The 18,814-nt window shown below is 71.3% G+C and carries 16 protein-coding genes; 8 read left to right on the plus strand and 8 right to left on the minus strand.

What is annotated here, in order from left to right; translation table 11 throughout:
• Positions 1-152: 152 nt before the first annotated feature.
• Positions 153-1,463, minus strand: coding sequence for an MFS transporter (locus ACFWY6_RS18370; RefSeq protein ID WP_384691207.1), 1,311 nt, complete (start codon positions 1,461-1,463; stop codon positions 153-155).
• A gap of 131 nt (positions 1,464-1,594) precedes the next feature.
• On the opposite strand from ACFWY6_RS18370, the gene ACFWY6_RS18375 reads away from it, so the two are divergent.
• Positions 1,595-2,047: a winged helix-turn-helix transcriptional regulator gene (locus tag ACFWY6_RS18375; protein WP_384691209.1), complete on the plus strand. Its 453-nt coding sequence runs from the start codon at positions 1,595-1,597 to the stop codon at positions 2,045-2,047.
• 45 nt (positions 2,048-2,092) lie between these two features.
• Here the strand turns inward: ACFWY6_RS18375 and ACFWY6_RS18380 are convergent, their stop codons facing one another.
• On the minus strand, positions 2,093-3,688 hold the full coding sequence (locus tag ACFWY6_RS18380; protein ID WP_384691212.1) for a sigma-70 family RNA polymerase sigma factor: 1,596 nt from the start codon (positions 3,686-3,688) through the stop codon (positions 2,093-2,095).
• Positions 3,689-3,960: 272 nt separating this feature from the next.
• Between ACFWY6_RS18380 and ACFWY6_RS18385 the strand changes: the two genes are divergently transcribed.
• The gene (locus tag ACFWY6_RS18385; RefSeq protein ID WP_384691215.1) at positions 3,961-4,419 is read left to right on the plus strand and encodes a hypothetical protein; all 459 of its coding nucleotides are present in this window, start codon (positions 3,961-3,963) and stop codon (positions 4,417-4,419) included.
• Between the two features lie 43 nt (positions 4,420-4,462).
• On the opposite strand, the gene ACFWY6_RS18390 is transcribed toward ACFWY6_RS18385, so the two are convergent.
• From ACFWY6_RS18390 to ACFWY6_RS18410, 5 genes are all read right to left on the minus strand, one after another.
• Positions 4,463-5,605: a serine hydrolase domain-containing protein gene (locus ACFWY6_RS18390; protein WP_384691218.1), complete on the minus strand. Its 1,143-nt coding sequence runs from the start codon at positions 5,603-5,605 to the stop codon at positions 4,463-4,465.
• 143 nt (positions 5,606-5,748) lie between these two features.
• On the minus strand, positions 5,749-7,284 hold the full coding sequence (locus ACFWY6_RS18395) for an AMP-binding protein (protein ID WP_384691221.1): 1,536 nt from the start codon (positions 7,282-7,284) through the stop codon (positions 5,749-5,751).
• Positions 7,285-7,361: 77 nt separating this feature from the next.
• Positions 7,362-8,771, minus strand: a complete 1,410-nt coding sequence (locus ACFWY6_RS18400; protein ID WP_384691223.1) for a SufS family cysteine desulfurase — start codon at positions 8,769-8,771, stop codon at positions 7,362-7,364.
• On the minus strand, positions 8,758-10,146 hold the full coding sequence (locus ACFWY6_RS18405; protein ID WP_384691226.1) for a family 2B encapsulin nanocompartment shell protein: 1,389 nt from the start codon (positions 10,144-10,146) through the stop codon (positions 8,758-8,760). The genes ACFWY6_RS18400 and ACFWY6_RS18405 overlap by 14 nt, the downstream gene beginning before the upstream one ends.
• Positions 10,147-10,409: 263 nt before the next feature.
• Positions 10,410-10,532, minus strand: coding sequence for a hypothetical protein (locus ACFWY6_RS18410; RefSeq protein ID WP_384691227.1), 123 nt, complete (start codon positions 10,530-10,532; stop codon positions 10,410-10,412).
• A gap of 96 nt (positions 10,533-10,628) precedes the next feature.
• On the opposite strand from ACFWY6_RS18410, the gene ACFWY6_RS18415 reads away from it, so the two are divergent.
• Both ACFWY6_RS18415 and ACFWY6_RS18420 read left to right on the plus strand, forming a co-directional pair.
• Positions 10,629-11,669, plus strand: a complete 1,041-nt coding sequence (locus ACFWY6_RS18415; RefSeq protein ID WP_384691271.1) for a S1 family peptidase — start codon at positions 10,629-10,631, stop codon at positions 11,667-11,669.
• A gap of 180 nt (positions 11,670-11,849) precedes the next feature.
• Positions 11,850-12,707, plus strand: coding sequence for a GNAT family N-acetyltransferase (locus ACFWY6_RS18420; RefSeq protein ID WP_384691230.1), 858 nt, complete (start codon positions 11,850-11,852; stop codon positions 12,705-12,707).
• Between the two features lie 169 nt (positions 12,708-12,876).
• On the opposite strand, the gene bglX is transcribed toward ACFWY6_RS18420, so the two are convergent.
• Positions 12,877-15,006, minus strand: coding sequence for a beta-glucosidase BglX (gene bglX, locus ACFWY6_RS18425; protein ID WP_384691232.1), 2,130 nt, complete (start codon positions 15,004-15,006; stop codon positions 12,877-12,879).
• 256 nt (positions 15,007-15,262) lie between these two features.
• Between bglX and ACFWY6_RS18430 the strand changes: the two genes are divergently transcribed.
• The 4 genes from ACFWY6_RS18430 to ACFWY6_RS18445 all read left to right on the plus strand — a co-directional run bounded on the left by ACFWY6_RS18430 (position 15,263) and on the right by ACFWY6_RS18445 (position 18,741).
• A complete protein-coding gene (locus ACFWY6_RS18430) occupies positions 15,263-17,179 on the plus strand; it encodes an ABC transporter ATP-binding protein (protein ID WP_384691235.1) in 1,917 nt (638 codons plus the stop codon).
• Positions 17,180-17,358: 179 nt separating this feature from the next.
• Positions 17,359-17,766, plus strand: coding sequence for a DUF3995 domain-containing protein (locus ACFWY6_RS18435; RefSeq protein ID WP_384691237.1), 408 nt, complete (start codon positions 17,359-17,361; stop codon positions 17,764-17,766).
• On the plus strand, positions 17,756-18,256 hold the full coding sequence (locus ACFWY6_RS18440) for an RNA polymerase sigma factor (RefSeq protein WP_384691240.1): 501 nt from the start codon (positions 17,756-17,758) through the stop codon (positions 18,254-18,256). Before ACFWY6_RS18435 ends, ACFWY6_RS18440 begins: the two co-directional genes overlap by 11 nt.
• Entirely contained in the window at positions 18,253-18,741 is a 489-nt protein-coding gene (locus ACFWY6_RS18445) for a hypothetical protein (protein ID WP_384691243.1), read from the plus strand. The genes ACFWY6_RS18440 and ACFWY6_RS18445 overlap by 4 nt, the downstream gene beginning before the upstream one ends.
• Positions 18,742-18,814 lie beyond the last annotated feature (73 nt).

Consider the following 18,814-nt stretch of genomic DNA (forward strand, 5'->3'; position numbering starts at 1 on the left):
GCCGCGCGCCGCCATCGTCGACCTATCGCAGTACCCGCCGCGCCACAACCTATCCCCGAGAGCCCCTCCGATGAGCTGGGCACACGTTACCGGCGGCGCCCGACGAGGTGCCGCGCGGGCTACGGGAGACCGCATCGTCGGCCTGCACACGGTCAAGCGCATGGGGCATCTGCCGGACGCCGCGGGGCGCCGGAGCGGCATACGGCCGATCTCGCCCTGGTAGGAGCCCTGGTAGCAGTGCTGTTCCGGGTGAACGCCCACAGGACGAGGCCGAGGCAGCTGAACGCGGCGCCCAGTGCGCATACGGCTCCCCAGCCGGCCACCGTGTAGAGGGAGGTCGCTGCGATGGCGCCGGTGGCGCTGCCGATGGAGTAGAAGACCATGTACCCGCCGATCAGCCGGCTGCCCGCGTCCGGGTGCAGGGCGTAGATCAGGGTCTGGTTGGTGACATGGACCGCCTGCACGGCGAGGTCCAGCAGGATCACGCCGACGGCAAGGGCCCAGAGCGAGCTGCGGGTGAAGGCCAAGGGCAGCCACGAGGCGGCGAGCAGGGCGAGCGCGATGCCGGTGGTCCGCCCGGAGAGCCCGCGGTCGTTGAGGCGGCCCGCCACGGTCGCGGCCAGCGCGCCGGCGACACCGATCAGGCCCAGCGCCCCGATAGCGCTGTGGGACAGGAAGTACGGGGCCTCGCTGAGCGGCAGCGCGACGCTGCTCCACAGGGTGCTGAAGGCGGCGAAGACCAGCAGGCCGAACAGGGCCCGGATCCGCAGCAGTCGTTCCCGTGCGAACAGGGTGACCGTGGAGCGCAGGAGCTGTCCGTAGCGCAGGGGTGTCGGCGGTACGGCGCCGTGACGCGGCAGTACGCGGGACAGGACCAGGGCGAGCAGCGTGGTGAGTGCTGCCGATGCGAGGTAGACGGAGCGCCAGCCCGCGAGTTCGGCGATGAGTCCGGATGCGGTGCGGGCGAGCAGGATGCCGATGACCACGCCGCTGGTGACAAGGCCCACGACCCGTCCGCGCCCGGCGGCAGGCGCCAGTGACGCGGCGAAGGCCACCAGCGTCTGCGTGACGACTGCGAGAAGCCCCATCGCGGCGATGCCCGCGAGCAGGACCGCCGCCGTGCGGGCGACGGCCACCACGATCAACGCCCCTGCCAGGAGCAGCAGTTGGGCCATGATGAGCCGTCTGCGGTCGGCCATGTCGCCCAGCGGCACGAGGAAGAAGAGGCCGAGGCCGTATCCGACGTGCGTGAGGGTGACGACGCCGCCGACGAGCGCCGGGCTCATGGCGAGGTCGTGGCCCATGGTCACCAGGAGCGGCTGGGAGAAGTAGACGTTGGCCACCGCGGCCCCGCAGGCGACGGCGAACAGGATGACGACGCCGCGGGACAGGGCGAACGCGGGGCCTTCCCTGTTTTTTCGGTCCTCGGTCCGTCGTGGCGCGGCCTTGCAGTTGCCGGGCATCGGCACTCCTCCGTACTTCCCCGTACTTCTCCGCGTATCTGGTTTCATCTTGCTACCAGTGGCGGTGACAGTAGCCCTGCTTGGTAGCATGTTGCAACCAATGTGGGAGCGATGTGAGAGCGAGGGGCGCCATGGTGACCAGGACCCGCTTCGACGACAGTGATTGCCCCGTCGCCCGGTCGGTGGACGCGATCGGCGACTGGTGGTCCCTGCTGATCGTGCGGGACGCCTTCGACGGGAGCCGGCGCTTCGGGGAGTTCCAGCGCAGCCTCGGCGTCGCCAAGAACATCCTCACCGCACGCCTTCGCACCCTCGTCGCCGGCGGTGTCCTCGAATCCGTCCCCGCGTCGGACGGCAGCGCCTACCGCGAGTACGTACTGACTCCGAAGGGCAAGGCGCTCTTCCCCGTCATCGTGGCCCTGCGGCAGTGGGGCGAACAGAACTTCTTCGCCCCCGGTGAACCGCACTCGGAGCTGGTCGACCGCCGGGAGGGGAATCGCCTCCGCGCACTGGAGGTGCTGTCCGCGGACGGGCGACGTCTTGCCCCCGACGACACCGCCGTCCACAAGGTCCCGGCCCAGTGAGCCGAGTCAGTGAGCCGCGTCGGTGAGCCGAGTCGGTGAGCCGCGTCAGAGCGCCGTACCGAAGGCCTGCGTCCACCAGGGGCCGCCGGAGCCGTTGTGGATGCCCACGCCGAGCTCCTTGAAGGAGCAGTTGAGGATGTTGGCCTTGTGGCCCTCGCTGTTCATCCAGGAGTCCATGACCGAGGCCGGGGTCTGCTGGCCGCGTGCGATGTTCTCGCCGTAGGTGCTCCAGCGGTAGCCGGCCGCGGTGATGCGGTCGCCGGGGTCCTTGCCGTCGGGGCTCGTGTGGTCGAAGTAGTCGCGGGCTGCCATGTCGGCGGAGTGGTTGCCGGCCGCGGTGGCGAGCTTGCTGTTGGAGGTGACGGGGCCGCAACCGGCCTTGGAGCGCTCGGTGTTGACCAACGCGATGACCTGGTCGGCGACGCCGCTCGGCGTGGCCGGCGGCGGGGCGGCGGTCTTCGTCGGCTTCGGCGCGGGCTTCGCCTTGGTGGGGGTCGGGGAGGGCTTCGCCTTCGTCTTGGTCGGCTTGGGCTTGGCTTTGGCCTTGCTCTTGCTCGGCGACGCGGAGGGCTTCGGCGACTTGCTCGGGCTCTTGGAGGGCGAGGCGCTGGTGGGGGACTCCGTGGCCGCCGCGGTGGAGGGCGAGGTCTCCTCCGACTCCGGAGTGGCGAGGACGTAGGCCGTACCGCCGCCGATCAACAGGGCGGCGGCAGCGGCCGCCACGGTCGCGTTGCGACGGCGGCGCCTGGTGCGCCGCAGGCGTGCCCGGCCGCGTGCCGACGGGGCGGCCGAGGGGGCCGAGTGGGCGCCGGAGGGGGCCGCGTGGGCGTTCGCCACCGTGACCAGGCCCGGTGCCGCGACCCGGTCCGCGAGCGCCGCCGTCACCGGGACCAGGCCGAGGGCGATGAGCAGCCGCTCCGCCGGCACCAGGTTCGACCAGTGGCTCGCGCAGGCCGCGCAGTCGCGGGCGTGCCGGGCGAGCCGCTTGCGCCAGAGGGCGGAGGGGGCGCCGTCCCAGCCGGCGGCTATCTGCTCGAGCTGGCCACAGCGCGGATCGGCCGACAGGGCGCGCACCACCACACGGGCCGTCTCCAGCTGGGCCTTCATCCGCTGCACCCGTACCGCAGTGTGCTGCGGCGTCTGCTCGAGCGCGGCGGCGACCTCGACCCTGGAGAGCTCGCCCGCGGACTCCAGCCACCACAGGGAGAGCAGCGCGCGGTCGTCCTCGTCCAGCCAGCGGGTGGCCTCGGCGGTCTCGCGGCGCTGGCCGGAGAGCCCGAGGCGGGCGATGGTCAGGTCGACGAAGTCGGCGCCGGGGTCGACCACGTCGTACGCGTCGGCGAGGCCACCGCCGGCCGGTATCGGCTCGGCCCCGCGCCCGCGCCAGTGGCCGCGTATCTGATTCATCGTGATGGCGACCAGCCAGCTGCGGAAACTCTCCGGGCTGCGCAGCCCCTCAAGGCCCGCGAGCACGCGGAGCATGGTCTCCTGCACCACGTCGTCCACGTCCGCGTGGCCGTTCAGGGCCCGGCCGACGATGTTGTAGACCAGCGGCAGGTACTCGGCGACGAGGTCGTCCTGTGCCTGCTCGTTCCCCGCCCGTGCCGCCATGATCATCGCGACTTCACGTTCACTGCTCACGGTTGTCCACTCTCTGTCCTGGGACCTGTCTCCTCCGACAGAAGGGGAGATCCCTGGTCTCCGCCCCGATAACAGAAACCTGAGGAACGGCGGGAAATTGGCCGCGGTTGTTACGGACAATGCGCCCAAGGATGGCCAAATGCCCCTCGTAGGGGCACGGATGCCGTCCCTCCTGCCCGGGAACGGTGCCACGACATCGGCGGCCGGCGCCACCAAGAGTGGGGGATGCCACGATGTGGGGCAGGAGAGACGCGTGGGCACAGGGGGAACGTATGGAAGAGGCGAGCGCTCGGCCTCGTCGACGCAAGGCGCTGGTCTGGCTGCTCGCCGGATGCGTGGTGTGGACGCTGGCGGTGGCCGGCTGGGCCGCCGTCGCCCTGCTCACCCCGGACGCTCCACCGCCCGAGGAGGCGGTGGAGCGCAGGGCCGCGATGCATCACGACCAGCATCACCCGGGCACGCGCTTCTATGTGCCGACGTACGCCAGGACGCGGCAGGACGGCACCTCCGTGCTCCGGTACCGGGTCGGCAACAGTGACGACTCGGGAGTCGCCGACTTCCTTCGCACGTACGACATCACCGCCGAGCCGCGGCGGACCGGCCCGTCCGAGGAGCGGTACGCCGACCGCTTCGGCGGGGTGCGGCGCACCGTCACGGTCGTCTACGCCCAACCGGCCGACGACGACGGCCACTTCGACTCGGCGGCGCGGATCACGGTCAGGGCGCGGTGAGACGTGCGAGGACCGAGCCCAGGTTTACCCGCTGTCCGGTGCCTCAGCCGACGCATGCCCCCAGCGCCTCGATGAGCCGCCTCGCGCGCGCGTCGCCATGGCCGATCATGCGGTTCGCCGTGTAGGCGAAACCGACCCCGAACTCGTCGTCCCCGAAGGCGAATTGGCCGCCCGAGCCGTCGTTGCCGAAGCTGCGGGCGCCGAGCATCGGGCGGAACCGGGGCGCGTCGAGCAGGAAGCCGGAGCCCCAGCGTGCGCCCAGGTCGGGGAAGCCGGACCAGGACGGGCCCGCCGTCAGCTCGCGCAGCGCGTCGGTGACGGTGTCCGCCGTGAGCAGCCGGGGCGCGCCGTCGACTCCGGTCGCCGCGGCCGCGTACAGCGTCGCGAGACCGCGCGCCGACGACACCGCGCCCGCGCCGGGAATCTCGGCGCGCAGCAGCGCAGGGTCGTTCCAGCCGTGCGGTTCGTCGAGGCCGGGGAAGGCGAACGCCCCGTTCATCGTGACGATCCGCATCACGAGCGACTCGGGGTCGGGGTTGCCGGGGCGGCCCGCGGCCTCGGTGAGCCGGGCGAGGTGGGGCATCTCCTCCTCGGGCAGACCGATCCACGTACGCAGCCCGAGGGGGTCGCCGACGGCCTCGCGGAAGTACGCGCCCGGAGTGAGCCCGGTGACGCGGCGGATCAGCTCACCGAGGACGAAGCCGAAGGTGTGCCCGTGGTACTCGTGGGCGGTGCCCGGCTCCCACAGCGGCTTCTGCTCCTCGATCGCGCGGACCACCGGCGTCCACGCGGTGATCTCGTCGAAGGTGAGGGAGCGGTCGAGGGCGGGGAGTCCTGCGCGGTGCGTGAGGACCATGCGCGGAGTGATCGCCTCCTTGCCGCCGCGTGCGAACTCCGGCCAGTGCACGGCCACCGGGGCATCGAGGTCCAGGCGCCCTTCCTGGGCGAGCAGCTGGACGCAGACGCTGACGATGCCCTTGGCGCAGGAGAAGACCGGTACGACGGTGTCCTCGTCCCACGGCCGCCCGGTCCGCTCGTCCGCGACCCCGCCCCACAGGTCGACGACCTTGCGCCCGTCGACGAACACCGCGACGGACGCGCCGAGTTCACCGGACTCATCGAAGTTCCGGGTGAACGCATCCGCGACCGCTCCGTACCGTTCGTCGGCCCATCCGCCGTGCTCCACCGTGACTCCTCATCCGCAACATGCTTCTCGAAAAGCTCTGTTCGCGCGTGGGCACGCACGGACAGAGCCGTTGATCATCGACCGGGTCACGGTATGAGGCGGGGGGCGGCCGGCTCCAGCGATTTTCGGTTGCCCCCCGCTTTTCAGTTGACCCCCCGCTCGCGCCCCTCCCAGTAGGGCCGCCGCAGCTTGTACTTCTGCAGCTTCCCGGTGGCCGTGCGGGCCAGCTCGGCGCGGAACTCCACCGAGGTGGGGGCCTTGAAGCCGGCGAGGTGGGCCTTGCAGTGCCGGATCAGGTCCTGCTCCGTGGCCTCGGTGCCGGAAGCGAGGACCACCAGCGCCTTGATGGTCTCGCCCCACTTCTCGTCCGGCACCCCGATCACCGCGACCTCGGCCACCGCGGGATGGCTGAACAGGACGTCCTCCACCTCGATCGACGAGACGTTCTCACCGCCGGTGATGATCACGTCCTTCTTGCGGTCGCTGATCGTGAGATGGCCGTTCTCGCCGATGCTCCCGCCGTCGCCCGTGTGGAACCAGCCGTCCTCCAGGGCCTCGGCGGTCTCGTCGGGCTGCTCCCAGTAGCCCTCCAGGATCACGTTCGAGCGGGCGAGCACCTCGCCCTCGTCCGAGGTCCGCAGCGTCACCCCGAGGGCGGGCGGACCGGCCTGCACCAGCTTCTCCGCGCGCTCCCGCGGCTCCAGGCCGTCCCACTCGGCACGCGTGCGGTTGATCGTGAGGAGCGGGGACGTCTCGGTGAGGCCGTAGATCTGGATGAACTCCCAGCCGAGCTCGGACTCGACCCGCTCGACCGTCTGCGTGGGCGGCGGCGCCCCCGCGACGATGACCCGCACCCGGTCCCGGCCGGGGAGCTCCCCTTCCCAGGACTGCGCGGCGGCGAGCACCGCGTTGACCACGGCAGGCGCCGCACACAGCACCGTGACGCCGTGCTCGGCGACGCGGCGCAGGATCTCCGTGCCGTCCACCTTGCGCAGCACGATGTGGCGCGCGCCCATGCCGGACATCGCGAACGGCATGCCCCAGCCGTTGGCGTGGAACATCGGCAGGGTGTGCAGATAGACGTCCCGGTCGCTGACACCCGCGTGCAGCGCGAACGTCAGGGCGTTCACCCAGATGTTGCGATGGGTGATCTGTACGCCTTTGGGGCGGGCCGTGGTGCCGCTGGTGAAGTTGATGGTCGCGGTGGCGTTCTCGTCGGGTTCCCAGGGCTCGGGCTCGGTGCCGAAGCGGTACAACTCCGCATCGGCGGCCGTCCCGAGCGTGAAGCGGTGCGCGCAGTCCACGCCCGCGAGGCGCTCCGTCAGCTCGGGGTCGACCAGGAGCACGCTCGCCCCCGACCGCCCGACGATATGGCTCACCTCGTCGGCCGTGAGCCGGAAGTTCACCGGCACGAGCACCCTGCCGTATCCGCTCACCCCGAAGAACGACGTCAACAACCGTGCGCTGTTGGGCGAGACCACCGCGACCCGTGCGCCGTGCGGCACCCCGAGCGCGTCGAGCCCGGCGGCCTGGGCGCGCGCCAGCTCACCCACCCGGTGGTAGGTGAGCCCCTGCCAGGGCTCCGCGGGCTGATCCGGTTCGTCGACGATGCCGACGCGGTCCCCGTACACGGTCGTGGCGCGGTCCAGAAAATCAAGGGCACCGAACGGGACGAACATGCTGGCCTCCCGAAGCTCATGTGGCGTACGGCGCCCATAGGACCATGGACACCGCACACCACATACTCGCTCACGGGTTAAGGCGCGGGAGGCTGCTGGGCCTGTGGCGCGTCCTGCAGTCGCCGCAGGGACGCCACCAGCTGATCCACCTCCTCGGACGTGTTGTAGAGGGCGAGCGACGCGCGGGCGGCGGACTCCACGCCGTAGTGGGCAAGGGCGGGCTGCGCGCAGTGGTGTCCCGCGCGGATGGCGATGCCGTCACGGTCGAGCCAGTCGGCGACGGCCGCCGGATCGTGCCCCGCGAGGGTGAACGTGAGGACCGCGATCCGGTCGGGCGCCGAACCCAGGACGTCCAGGCCGGGCACCGCCGACATGGCCTGCGTCGCGTACGCGAGGAGCGCGTCCTCGTACGCGGCGACGGCGTCCCGGTCGAAGGACGTGAACCAGTTCAGTGCGGCAAGCAGGCCGACCGCGCCCGAGATATGGCCGGTGCCGGCCTCAAGGCGGTGCGGGACGGGCGCGAACGTCGTCCGTCCGAACTCCACGGACTCGATCATGTTGCCGCCGCCCTGCCACGGGTTCATGGCCTGGAGGATCTCCGGTTTCGCGTACAGGGCGCCGATGCCGGTCGGGGCGAACAGCTTGTGCCCGGAGAAGGCGTAGAAGTCGGCGTCCAGATCCGTCACGTCCACCGGGAAGTGCGCTACGGCCTGTGCCCCGTCGACCAGGACCTTCGCGCCGTAGCGATGCGCGAGTGCGGTCATCTCCTTCACCGGAGGGACGGTGCCGAGGACGTTCGAGGCGTGGCTGATGGCGACCAACTGCGTGCGGTACGAGAGGAGATCGGCGTACGCGTCCTGATCGATCTCCCCGTCGGGGGTGAGCGGGATCGGGACGACGCGGGCCCGGGTCTCCTTCGCGAGCAGCTGCCACGGCACGATGTCGGAGTGGTGTTCCAGGACCGGCACCAGAATGTCGTCCCCGGGGCCGAGGTTCGCCCGGCCCCAGCTCTGGGCGACCAGGTTGATGGCCTCGGTCGTCCCGCGTACGAAGACGATGTCGTCCGGCGAACCGGCCCCCAGGAACCCGGCGACCGCGGCCCGCGCCGCCTCGTACAGCTCGGTGGCCTCGCGCGCCATGGTGTGCGCGCCGCGGTGGATGTTGGAGTTGGCGGCCGAGTAGTAGGCGCCGAGCGCCTCGATGACCTGGCGCGGCTTCTGCGTGGTGGCGCCGTTGTCGAGCCAGACCAGGGGGTGCCCGTTCACCGTGCGGTGCAGGATCGGGAAGTCCTTGCGGGCCGACTCGGGGGAGTAGGCGGGTGGTTGGGGGCCGGGGAGCGCGGCGGTCGCCGGGTCGGCGAGCAGTTCCCGGGCCGACGGCACGGGCGGCGTCGCCGGGACCCCCGGGGTGGGCGGCACCCCCGGAACCGTGCGGCCCGAAGCCTCCGGCAGCCCCGGCAGCTGCCCCGTGAGGTCAGGAATAGTCATGGTAGTTCGACACCTCGACGTTCTGCAGGACGGCGATGGCGTCCTCCACCAGGACCGCCGTGTTGAAGTACGCCGTCATCAGGTACGACGTGATGCCCTTCTGGTCGACGCCCATGTTCCGCATGGACAGGCCCGGTTCGACCTCGTCCGCGACGCCCGCGGGACGCAGCCCGACCACGCCCTGCTCGGCCTCGCCCGTCCGCATCAGGAGGATCTCGGTGGTGCCGACGGAGACGCCCGTGCCGTTGGAGAACCGCACCTTGTCCGACGGCAGCAGCGGCACGCCGCGCCAGGTGAGCAGCGGGCTGCCGAAGCGGTTGTCCGTCACCGGGGGCACACCGCGCCGCGTACATTCGCGGCCGAACGCGGCGATGGCCTTGGGATGCGCGAGGAAGAAGCCGGGCTGCTTCCACACCTTGGTCAGGAGCTCGTCCAGGTCGTCGGGCGTGGGAGCGCCGGTGCGCGACTGGACGCGCTGCCCCGCGGAGACGTTGTTGAACAGGCCGTACTCGGGGTGGTTCAGGAGCGAGGACTCCTGGCGTTCGCGCAGCGCGGCGACGGTGAGGTTGGACTGCGCCCGGGTCTGGTCGATGGGGCCGTTGTAGAGGTCGGCGACCTTGGTGTGCACACGGAGCACCGTCTGCGCGAGGGTCATGTGGTACTCGCGCGGCGCGTCCTCGTAGTCGACGAACGTGCCCGGCAGATCGACCTCCCCGACGTGCCCCGCGCTGAGGTCCACCGGCACCTCGGCGCCCGGCGTCATCATCTCGCCCTCCGCGTACGCCGCGCACGCGCCCCGCAGCGTCTCGTCGCGGTCGATGAGCGCAGCGAGCGCGCTGCGGTCCGCGCAGAGCGCGACACCGGGGGTGAGCGCCTTGACGCGGTAGGGCATCGCCTCGGTGCGAGTCCATGCGCCGAGGTCGAAGAACTGTCCGTCACCGATGACTTCGAGCAGCGCGTCCTCGCCGTACCGCCCCGTCACCCGCTTCTCGGCCCGGCCCCGTACGACGACCCAGAGCCGGTCGGCGGGGTCGCCCTCCTGGGCCAGGACCTGACCGGCCTCGAAGGTGACCTCGGTGAAGGCGCCGGCGAGCTCCGCGAGCAGCGCGTCGTCGACGTCGCGGAGGTAGGGCACCTCGCGTAAGTCGCCCGGCACGACGCGGTGCGAGTCGCCTTCCTCGTACGTGGTGATGCGGTCGTCGCCGAGCACGAAGGTGCGGCGGCGGTTCACCCGGTAGGTGCCCGACTCGACGTCCACCCACGGCAGCGCGCGCAGCAGATAGCGCGGGGTGATGCCGCGCATCTGCGGGGTGGTCTTGGTGGTCGTCGCGAGTTGCCGTGCGGCATCCGGGCCGAGGGTCAGACGGTCGGTCACTGGAACCTCCTGGAAGACGGTGCGAAGACAGTGCGAAGAAGGTGCTCTTGGCGTGTGGCGCCGATCGTCTTCTCGTCGTTCCAAGGCCGCAAGTGGCGATTTTTCAGGGCTGATTGAGAAAAGGCCTGAAATGGCCGACCTGCCGGTCACGAACCCCAGGCAGACCTTTCCATACGACCTCCGGGAATTCCCCGCACGGCAGATATCAGGCTTAAATCATCCCAATACCGGAACTAGGCGCCCCTGCAAAAGGCGCTTATGGCTCACCGCTCGGCCGTGGATTTCAAGCCGCTGCGGGTGGCCGGGTCTTGTGACCTTGTGCCGGTCTCGTCATACTCGGCGCCGTTGCCGGGCAGGACGCGACCGTCACTGCTTGACATGCTCATGTCTGTAACTCCCCGGAGCCGCCCCACCGGAACGGCTCCAACCCCCCATGGAGGTACTGAGTGAGAACCCCACAGTTGCGCACGCGCCGCCTCGTCATGGCCGGAGCGAGCGTCGCCGCCCTGGTCGCGGGAAGCCTGACCATGGCGAACACCAGCACCGCGGCACCCACCCCCACTGCCGACACCCTGTCGTCGGCCGCCGCAGGCGACCTCGCGACATCGCTGGCCGCCGACCTGAAGGGCGACACGGCCGGCGCGTACTACGACGCGAAGGCGCGGAACCTGGTCATCAACGTCGTCGACGAGGCCGCGGCCGAGCAGGCGCGCGATGCGGGCGCCGTGGCCAAGGTGGTCAGCCACACCAAGACCGCGCTCGAAGCGGCGAAGAAGGAGCTCAACGCCAGTTCCGTGCCCGGCACTTCGCGTGCCGTCGACCCCGTGACCAACAAGGTCGTCGTCACCGCCGACAGCACCGTCAAGGGCGCCGAACTGCGGAAGCTGAAGAAGGCCGTCGCCGCCCAGGACGGCAAGGCCGTGCTCAAGCGGACAGCGGGGAAGTTCTCGCCGCTGATCGCGGGCGGCGACCCGATCTACAGCTCGGGCGGGCGCTGTTCGCTCGGCTTCAACGTCGTCAAGGACGGCGCCCCGCACTTCCTCACCGCGGGCCACTGCACCGAACTCGCGGGCACCAGTTGGTCCGACAGCCAGGGCGGCGCCGAGATCGGCCAGGCCGTCGACTGGACGTTCCCCGGAGCCGACCACGCCCTGGTGAAGTACACGGCCGACGTGCCGCACCCGAGCGAGGTCAACCTCTACAACGGCTCCACCCAGCAGATCACCGGCGCGCGCGAGGCCGTCGTCGGCGAGCAGGTACAGCGCAGCGGCAGCACCACCCAGGTGCACGACGGCTCGGTGCAGGGACTCGACGTCTCGGTCACCTACCCGCAGGGCACCGTGGACGGTCTCATCCAGACCGACGTGTGCGCCGAGCCCGGTGACAGCGGCGGCTCGCTCTTCGCGGGCAGTGACGCACTGGGCCTGACCTCCGGCGGCAGCGGCAACTGCTCGTCCGGCGGCCAGACGTTCTTCCAGCCGGTGACGGACGCCCTCGCGGTGTACGGAGCGCAGATCGGCTGACCTGAATCGCACCGGAGCACGGGTTGGCCGGAGCGCCGGATAGCCGGGCGAGGAGTCGGGAAGGATGGTCCCGGTGCGGTCGTGATCACCGACCGCACCGGGGCGGTCCCTCTCCGATGTGAGGGGCGGCCCCCTTCCGGGGCAGGGGACGGTCCCTTCCGGTGCGAGAAGGGTGCAGCGATGACACATTCGGCCCCAGGACGGCTCGTCATCTCGCGGGCGACGCCCGACGACTGGCGGACGGTCGTCGAATGGGCGGCAGACGAGGGATGGAACCCGGGACTCGGGGACACGCCGTCCTTCTTCGCGCAGGATCCCGAGGGATTCTTCATCGGCCGGGTGGACGGCGAGGCGGCCTCCGCTATCTCGGTCGTCAACTACGACGACCAGTACGCCTTCCTGGGCTTCTACCTGGTCCGCCCCGACCTGCGGGGCCGGGGCCACGGCCTCGCCACCTGGAACACGGCCCTCGCCCACGCGGGCAGGCGGACCGTCGGCCTCGACGGCGTCGTCGCCCAGCAGGACAACTACCGCCGCTCGGGCTTCGAGTTCGCCCACACCACCATGCGCTACCTGGGCCCCGCACCCACCGGCGCGCCAACTCCCGTGAACATCCGGCCCGTTGAGGCGGCCGGGCTGCGCGCCATCACCGCGTACGACGCCGCGAGCCATCCCGCCGACCGCCCGCGCTTCCTGGACCCCTGGCTCACCGCTCCCGGACACCGCGCCCTCGCCCGCATCGTCGACGGCCGCGTGACCGGGTACGGAGTGCTGCGCCCCGCCCGCGAAGCCCTGCGCATCGGGCCGCTGTTCGCCGACACGCGCGCCGACGCCGAGGCGCTCTTCGACGCGCTGACCGCCGAGGCGGACGGCGCTCCCGTGGCCATCGACGTGCCCGAGACGCAGCCCGAGGCCGTCGCCCTCGCCGAGACGCGCGGCCTGAAGCCCACATTCGAGACCGCCCGGATGTACACGGGCCCGGTGCGGCCGCTCGCCCAGGAGCGGGTCTTCGGCGTCGCGTCCCTGGAGCTCGGCTGACGCGGCGGGCCGGACCCCACCGGGCCCGGCCGTGGGGGGGGGGGGGGGGGGGCGCGCGGGGGCCGGCCGCGCCCCCCCCGCGGGGGGTGGGCCGGCCGCGGCTCCCGCCGGTGACCGGGGCGGCGCGGGCGCCCCCCCCCCCACCGGGCCCGGCCCGCACGCCATCGCCCTAGGTGATCGTCAGCCGCTGCTTCGCCTTCGCCTCGGAGCTGTTGCCGACGTACAGGTCCACCGCCCCCGCCTCGACCCGGAATTCACCGTCCGCGGCGTTCGTCCAGAACCCGAGGTCGTCGGCGCCGAGCCGGAAGCGGACCGTCGTCGACCTGCCCGCTCCCAGCGTCACCCGGCGGAACCCGCGCAGCCTGCGCACCGGCTGCGCGATGCTCGCCGCGATGTCGTGGACGTACAGCTGGACGACCTCGTCGCCCGCCCGGTCACCGGTGTTGGCGACCGTGACCGAGACCTCCACGGTGTCGCCCGCGCGCAGGGCGCCCGCCGAGACGCGCTCGCGGCTCAGCTTCGGGGCGCCGATCTCGAAGGTCGTGTAGCTGAGCCCGTGGCCGAAGGCGAACTGCGGGTCCGGGGGCAGGTCCAGGTACTTGGACGTGTACTTGTTGTCGGCGGCGTACGGACGGCCCGTCGACTCCCGGTTGTAGTGGACGGGGATCTGGCCGACCGTACGCGGGAACGAGACGGGCAGCTTGCCGCCGGGGGCGACCTCGCCGAACAGCACGTCGGCGATGGCGTTCCCGGCCTCGATCCCCGGGTGCCAGGCCTCGAGAACGGCGGGCGCCCTGTCCAGCCAGTCGCCGATCGTCAGCGGCCGCCCGTTGACCAGGACCACCACGAACGGTTTGCCCGTCCCCGCGATCGCCTCGATCAGCTTCTCCTGCGCGCCGGGCAGCCCGATGTCGCTGCGCGCCGCCGCCTCGCCGCTCATCGCCGGGGGCTCGCCGACCACCATGACGGTGACATCGGCGCCCTTGGCCGCGGCGACCGCCGCCGGGATGCCCCTGGTGTCCTTGCCCTCGGTGTCGACGCCCTTCGCGTACGTCACCTTCGCGTCCGGAGCCGCGCGCTTGACCGCGTCGAGCACCTTCCCGGCGGGGAACTTCTTCGTGGCGCCGGGAAACGTCCAAGTCCCAAGGAGATCCCCGGAGTTGCCGAACGGCCCGACGACCGCGATCGACCCGGTCGACTTCTTGAGCGGGAGCGCCCGGCCGGCGTTCTTCAGGAGCACCATGGAGCGGGCAGCCGTCTCGCGGGCCGCCTTGCGCGCCGCCGCGGACGGCTTGCCGATGGCGGCGCCCTCGTCGACGTACGGATGCTCGAAGAGCCCCAGGGCGAACTTCAGGCCCAGGATCCGCGCGACCGCCTCGTCGAGCCGCCGCTCGCTGATCCTTCCGCCGCTCAGCAGCCTCTTGCCGTGCTGGGCCAGGTCCGTGCTCGCCATCTCCATGTCGACGCCGGCGTTGAGCGCGAGACGGGCCGCGTCGGCGCCGTCCTCGGCGAAGCCGTGCGCGATCAGTTCGTCGACGCCGTTCCAGTCGCTGACGACGAACCCTTCGAAGCCCCACTCCTTGTGCAGTACGTCGATGAGGGCGTGGGAGTTGGCGTGCGCGGGGACGCCGCTGATCGTGTTGAAGGAGGCCATCACCGTGGCGACCCCCGCGTCCAACGCGGCCTTGAACGGCGGCAGATACAGATTGCGCAGCCGGGACTCGGACACGTCGACGGTGTTGTAGTCACGGCCGCCCTCGGCCCCGCCGTACGCGACGAAGTGCTTGGCGCAGGCGGCGATGCGGTCCCTGGCGGCCAGGCCCGCACCCTTCTCGCCCTGATAGCCCTCCACCTTGGCCACGGCGAACGCCGTCGTGAGGTACGGGTCCTCGCCGCAGCCCTCGGCGACGCGGCCCCAGCGCGGCTCGTGCGTGACGTCCATCATCGGCGAGAACGTCCAGTGCACGCCGTTCGAGCGGGACTCCTTCGCGGAGATCTCGGCGTCCCGCCGGGTGACCTCCGGGTCGAAGCTCGCCGCCTGGGCGAGAGGGATCGGGAACGTCGTCCACAGACCATGGATGACATCGAGCCCGAAAAGCAGCGGGATGCCGAGCCGGGACTCCTCCACGGCGATGCGCTGCAGGGCGTTGCTGTTCTCGGCGCCGAAGATGTTCAGTACGGAACCGAGCCGTCCCGCGCGCGCCGCGTCCTCGACGTCCTTGGTCTCGCTGCCGCCGGGTCCCGTGCTGACGGCCCACGGCAGTTGCTGCAGCTGACCCAGTTTCTCTTCGACAGTCATACGGCCGAGCAAATTCTTGACCTTCGGGTCGGGTCGGCTCGGGCGCCGTGGCGCGGCCTGGGCGCTTCCCGTACCAGCGGCGGTGAAGCCGCTTCCTGCAACGGCCGTGCCGCCGATCGCGGACAGCAGAGAACGCCTTCGTAGCTCTCGCATGTATTCGCTTTCTCGAATCAGGAAGTCGGTAACGGTACCTCTTTCCGATGCCTGTCCCCGTGAAGCTTGACCTCAAGAAAGCTTGAGGTCTTACGTTCCTCGCATGAGCATGGAAACGACAGCCTGGACCCAGCTGCACAGCGTCATGAACGCCGAGCAGGACCGCCGCCCCTTCGCCCGCGCCACGCTGCGCCGCATCGGCGCGTTCGCCCGCCCGCACCGGCGCCGCATCGCCCACTTCGTACTCCTGAGCGTCGTGACCGCGCTCCTCGCCGTGGCGACCCCCGTCCTCGCGGGCAATGTCGTGAACGCGATCGTCTCTGACGGGGAGTCATCTCTTGTCGTCCGGTACGCCCTGCTCATCGCCGCGATCGCCATCGCCGAGGCGGGGCTCGGCCTGCTCAGCCGCTGGCTGTCGGCGAACCTGGGAGAGGGGCTCATCCTCGACCTGCGGACCGCCGTCTTCGACCACGTACAGCGCATGCCCGTCGCCTTCTTCACCCGCACCCGCACCGGCGCCCTTGTCAGCCGCCTCAACAACGACGTGATCGGCGCACAGCGCGCCTTCAGCAACACCCTCTCCGGCGTGGTCGGCAACATCGTGACCCTGCTTCTCACCCTCGCCGTAATGCTGACGCTCTCCTGGCAGATCACGCTCCTCGCGCTCGTGCTGCTGCCGGTGTTCGTCGTCCCCGCGCGCCGCATGGGCTCCCGGATGGCCAAGCTGCAGCGGGAGGCCGCGCACCACAACGCGGCGATGGGCACCCGTATGACCGAGCGCTTCTCCGCTCCGGGCGCCACGCTGATCAAGCTCTTCGGGCGGCCCGGCGCCGAGTCGGCGGAGTTCGCCGCGCGGGCCCACCGGGTGCGGGACATCGGCGTCCGTACGGCCATGGCGCAGTCCGCGTTCATCACCGCGCTCACCCTCGTCTCGGCCCTCGCGCTCGCCCTCGTCTACGGCCTGGGCGGCTACTTCGCCCTGGAGGGCACGCTGGACGCGGGCGCCGTGGTCTCCCTCGCGCTGCTGCTCACCCGGCTCTACGCGCCGCTGACCTCCCTCGCGGGGGCGCGGGTCGAGGTCATGAGCGCGCTCGTCAGCTTCGAGCGGGTCTTCGAGGTGCTCGACCTGAAACCGCTGATCGACGAGAAGCCGGACGCCCGTGAGGTCCCCTCGGGGCCGGTGGCGGTGGAGTTCGACGACGTCCGCTTCGGCTACCCGTCCGCCGACAAGGTCTCCCTCGCCTCCCTCGAAGAGGTCGCGTCCCTCGACACCCGCGGCGGCGACGAGGTCCTGCACGGACTGTCCTTCCGCGCCGAGCCCGGCCAGACCGTCGCGCTCGTCGGCTCATCCGGAGCGGGCAAGTCGACGATCGCGCAACTGCTTCCCCGACTGTACGACGCCGACGCGGGGACCGTCCGGATCGGCGGGGTCGACGTCCGCGACCTCACGGCGGTGTCCATGCGCCAGACCCTCGGCATGGTCACCCAGGACGGCCACCTCTTCCACGAGTCGGTCCGCGCCAACCTGCTGCTCGCCCGCCCTGAGGCCACCGAGGACGACCTGTGGGACGTCCTGCGCCGGGCCCGTCTCGAAGACCTCGTGCGCTCCCTGCCGGACGGCCTCGACACGGTGGTCGGCGAGCGCGGCTACCGCCTCTCCGGCGGTGAACGCCAGCGGATGACCATCGCCCGGCTGCTCCTGGCCCAGCAGCGGGTCGTCATCCTCGACGAGGCGACGGCCCACCTGGACAACACCTCGGAGGCCGCGGTGCAGGAGGCCCTCGCGGAGGCGCTGGAGGGCCGCACCGCGATCGTCATCGCGCACCGCCTCTCGACGGTGCGGTCCGCCGACCAGATCCTCGTCGTCGAGGCCGGGCGGATCGTGGAGCGCGGGACGCACGAGGAACTGCTCGCGGTCGGCGGCCGCTACGCGGAGCTGTACCGGACGCAGTTCGCGGCCAAGGGCGAGGATGTCGGGGCGGGAGTGGTGACGGGCGAGGACGTGGAAGTGGCGGCGTAGGACCAGGCCCCACGGCTCATGCGGTGTTACCGGGGGGGGGGGGGCGCCGGCGCCCCCCCCACAAAAACCGCCCCCGCCCCCGCGCCGGTCTTGAAGAAACCCCAGGGGAACGAATCGCAGTCCCGGCTCCTCTGCAGGGTGACCGTCACTCATGACGTACGCCCCCGCAGGAGGCCCTCATGCCACGCCACCCCGCAGCCACCCTCATCGCCGCCGTCCTCACCACCGACGCCCTCCTCCACCTCTACTGGGCCACCGGCCAGACCTGGCCGGCGGCAAACGAGCAGTCACTGTCGTACGCGGTGCTCGGCGCCGACGTCCCTTTCACCCCGCCCATCCTGATCCCCCTCGCCACCCTCCTCCTCACCGCCTCGGCCCTCGTCCTGGCGGGAAACCGTCCCGGCACCCTCGCCGTCGCCGCGGGGCTCTGTCTGCGGACGCTCGCAGGCGTGTACTGGCTCTTCGCCAAGGAGACGGACACCGCCTTCTACTGGCTGAACCTGGGCCTCTACACGCCGCTCTGCGCCATCCTGTGCGCGGCGGCCGTGCGCGTCGCCCGCAGGGAGGAAGCCGTACGTGTCCGATGAGGAGACAGTCCGCCTGGTCCGCGCGGCGCAGCGCGGCGACACCCTCGCCATGGCGAGTCTGCTCGACCAACTCACTCCCTACGTAGGCCGCATCTGCGGACCCATCGCCCTGGAGCAGGGCCCGGACGCCGCCCAGGAGGCCCTGGTCGCCGTGTTCCGCGCCCTGCGCACCCTGAAGGAACCGGCCGCCCTGCACGGCTGGGTGCGGGCCATCGCCGTACGCGAGGCGGTCCGCCTGGCCAAGCGGGCGGCCCGCGCCGTACCGGCCGACCTCAGCACGCTCCCCGCACGCGGCGACCTCCAACTCGCCGCCGACATAAGGGACGTACTGGACCGGCTCTCCCCCGAGCACCGCGCGGTGCTCGTCCTGCGCGACGTGGAGGGCCTGGACGAACGCGCCGCCGCCGAGCTGCTCGGCATCCGCGTCGGCACCGTCAAGTCCCGGTTGCACCGGGCGCGCGACACCTTCCGGAAGGCGTGGACTTCATGACGGACATTCAGCCGGACCGAGGTTGGCCCGCCGCCGACCTGGACAACGTACGCAAACTGCACGTCCTCGCCGCCGGCATCCGAGGCGCGCATGTCACCGAGGGGTACGTCGACGCGCCGTTCGACCGCGTGCGGGCCCATCTCGCCGACCTGGAAGGCGATTTCGGGCGGATCGTCCCGGACATGCGGCACCTCCGTGTCGTGCACCAGGACGGCGAGCACGTCGAGGCCCTGGCCCGCAGCCGCTACGGCATGCGCGCCCTGCTGCGCGGCGTGCGCCGCCCCGGCTGGTGCTGGCTGCAGAGCAGATTCCTGCTGATCGGCGTGGCGGCGGCGCCCGAAGGGGCGGGCACGCGGGTCGCGTTCACGGGCGGCGTACGGATTCCGGGGCGCGCCGCGCTCGTGCCCATCGGGGTGCGGCGCGAGGGACGTGGGAGCCTGGAGCGGCTGAGCACATTGGCAGGGCCGGGAACCGAACTGTTCTGAATCGCGTATTCAAGGGCAGGGGTGGTGCGCGATCTTCGCGTTGATCGAGGGACGATCGTCCGGGCAGGCTGAT

It is taken from the genome of Streptomyces sp. NPDC059037, from assembly GCF_042740015.1.
In the GTDB taxonomy this organism is placed as follows: domain Bacteria; phylum Actinomycetota; class Actinomycetes; order Streptomycetales; family Streptomycetaceae; genus Streptomyces.

Bases quoted from the DNA above. Each gene is read 5' to 3' on its own strand.
- ACFWY6_RS18395 (WP_384691221.1), bottom strand. From the start codon at position 7,284: ATGTTCGTCCCGTTCGGTGCCCTTGATTTTCTGGACCGCGCCACGACC.
- ACFWY6_RS18400 (WP_384691223.1), bottom strand. From the start codon at position 8,771: ATGACTATTCCTGACCTCACGGGGCAGCTGCCGGGGCTGCCGGAGGCT.
- ACFWY6_RS18415 (WP_384691271.1), top strand. From the start codon at position 10,629: ATGGCCGGAGCGAGCGTCGCCGCCCTGGTCGCGGGAAGCCTGACCATG.
- ACFWY6_RS18420 (WP_384691230.1), top strand. From the start codon at position 11,850: ATGACACATTCGGCCCCAGGACGGCTCGTCATCTCGCGGGCGACGCCC.
- ACFWY6_RS18370 (WP_384691207.1), bottom strand. From the start codon at position 1,463: ATGCCCGGCAACTGCAAGGCCGCGCCACGACGGACCGAGGACCGAAAA.
- ACFWY6_RS18375 (WP_384691209.1), top strand. From the start codon at position 1,595: ATGGTGACCAGGACCCGCTTCGACGACAGTGATTGCCCCGTCGCCCGG.
- ACFWY6_RS18385 (WP_384691215.1), top strand. From the start codon at position 3,961: ATGGAAGAGGCGAGCGCTCGGCCTCGTCGACGCAAGGCGCTGGTCTGG.
- ACFWY6_RS18410 (WP_384691227.1), bottom strand. From the start codon at position 10,532: ATGAGCATGTCAAGCAGTGACGGTCGCGTCCTGCCCGGCAACGGCGCC.
- ACFWY6_RS18445 (WP_384691243.1), top strand. From the start codon at position 18,253: ATGACGGACATTCAGCCGGACCGAGGTTGGCCCGCCGCCGACCTGGAC.
- ACFWY6_RS18435 (WP_384691237.1), top strand. From the start codon at position 17,359: ATGCCACGCCACCCCGCAGCCACCCTCATCGCCGCCGTCCTCACCACC.
- bglX (WP_384691232.1), bottom strand. From the start codon at position 15,006: ATGACTGTCGAAGAGAAACTGGGTCAGCTGCAGCAACTGCCGTGGGCC.
- ACFWY6_RS18430 (WP_384691235.1), top strand. From the start codon at position 15,263: ATGAGCATGGAAACGACAGCCTGGACCCAGCTGCACAGCGTCATGAAC.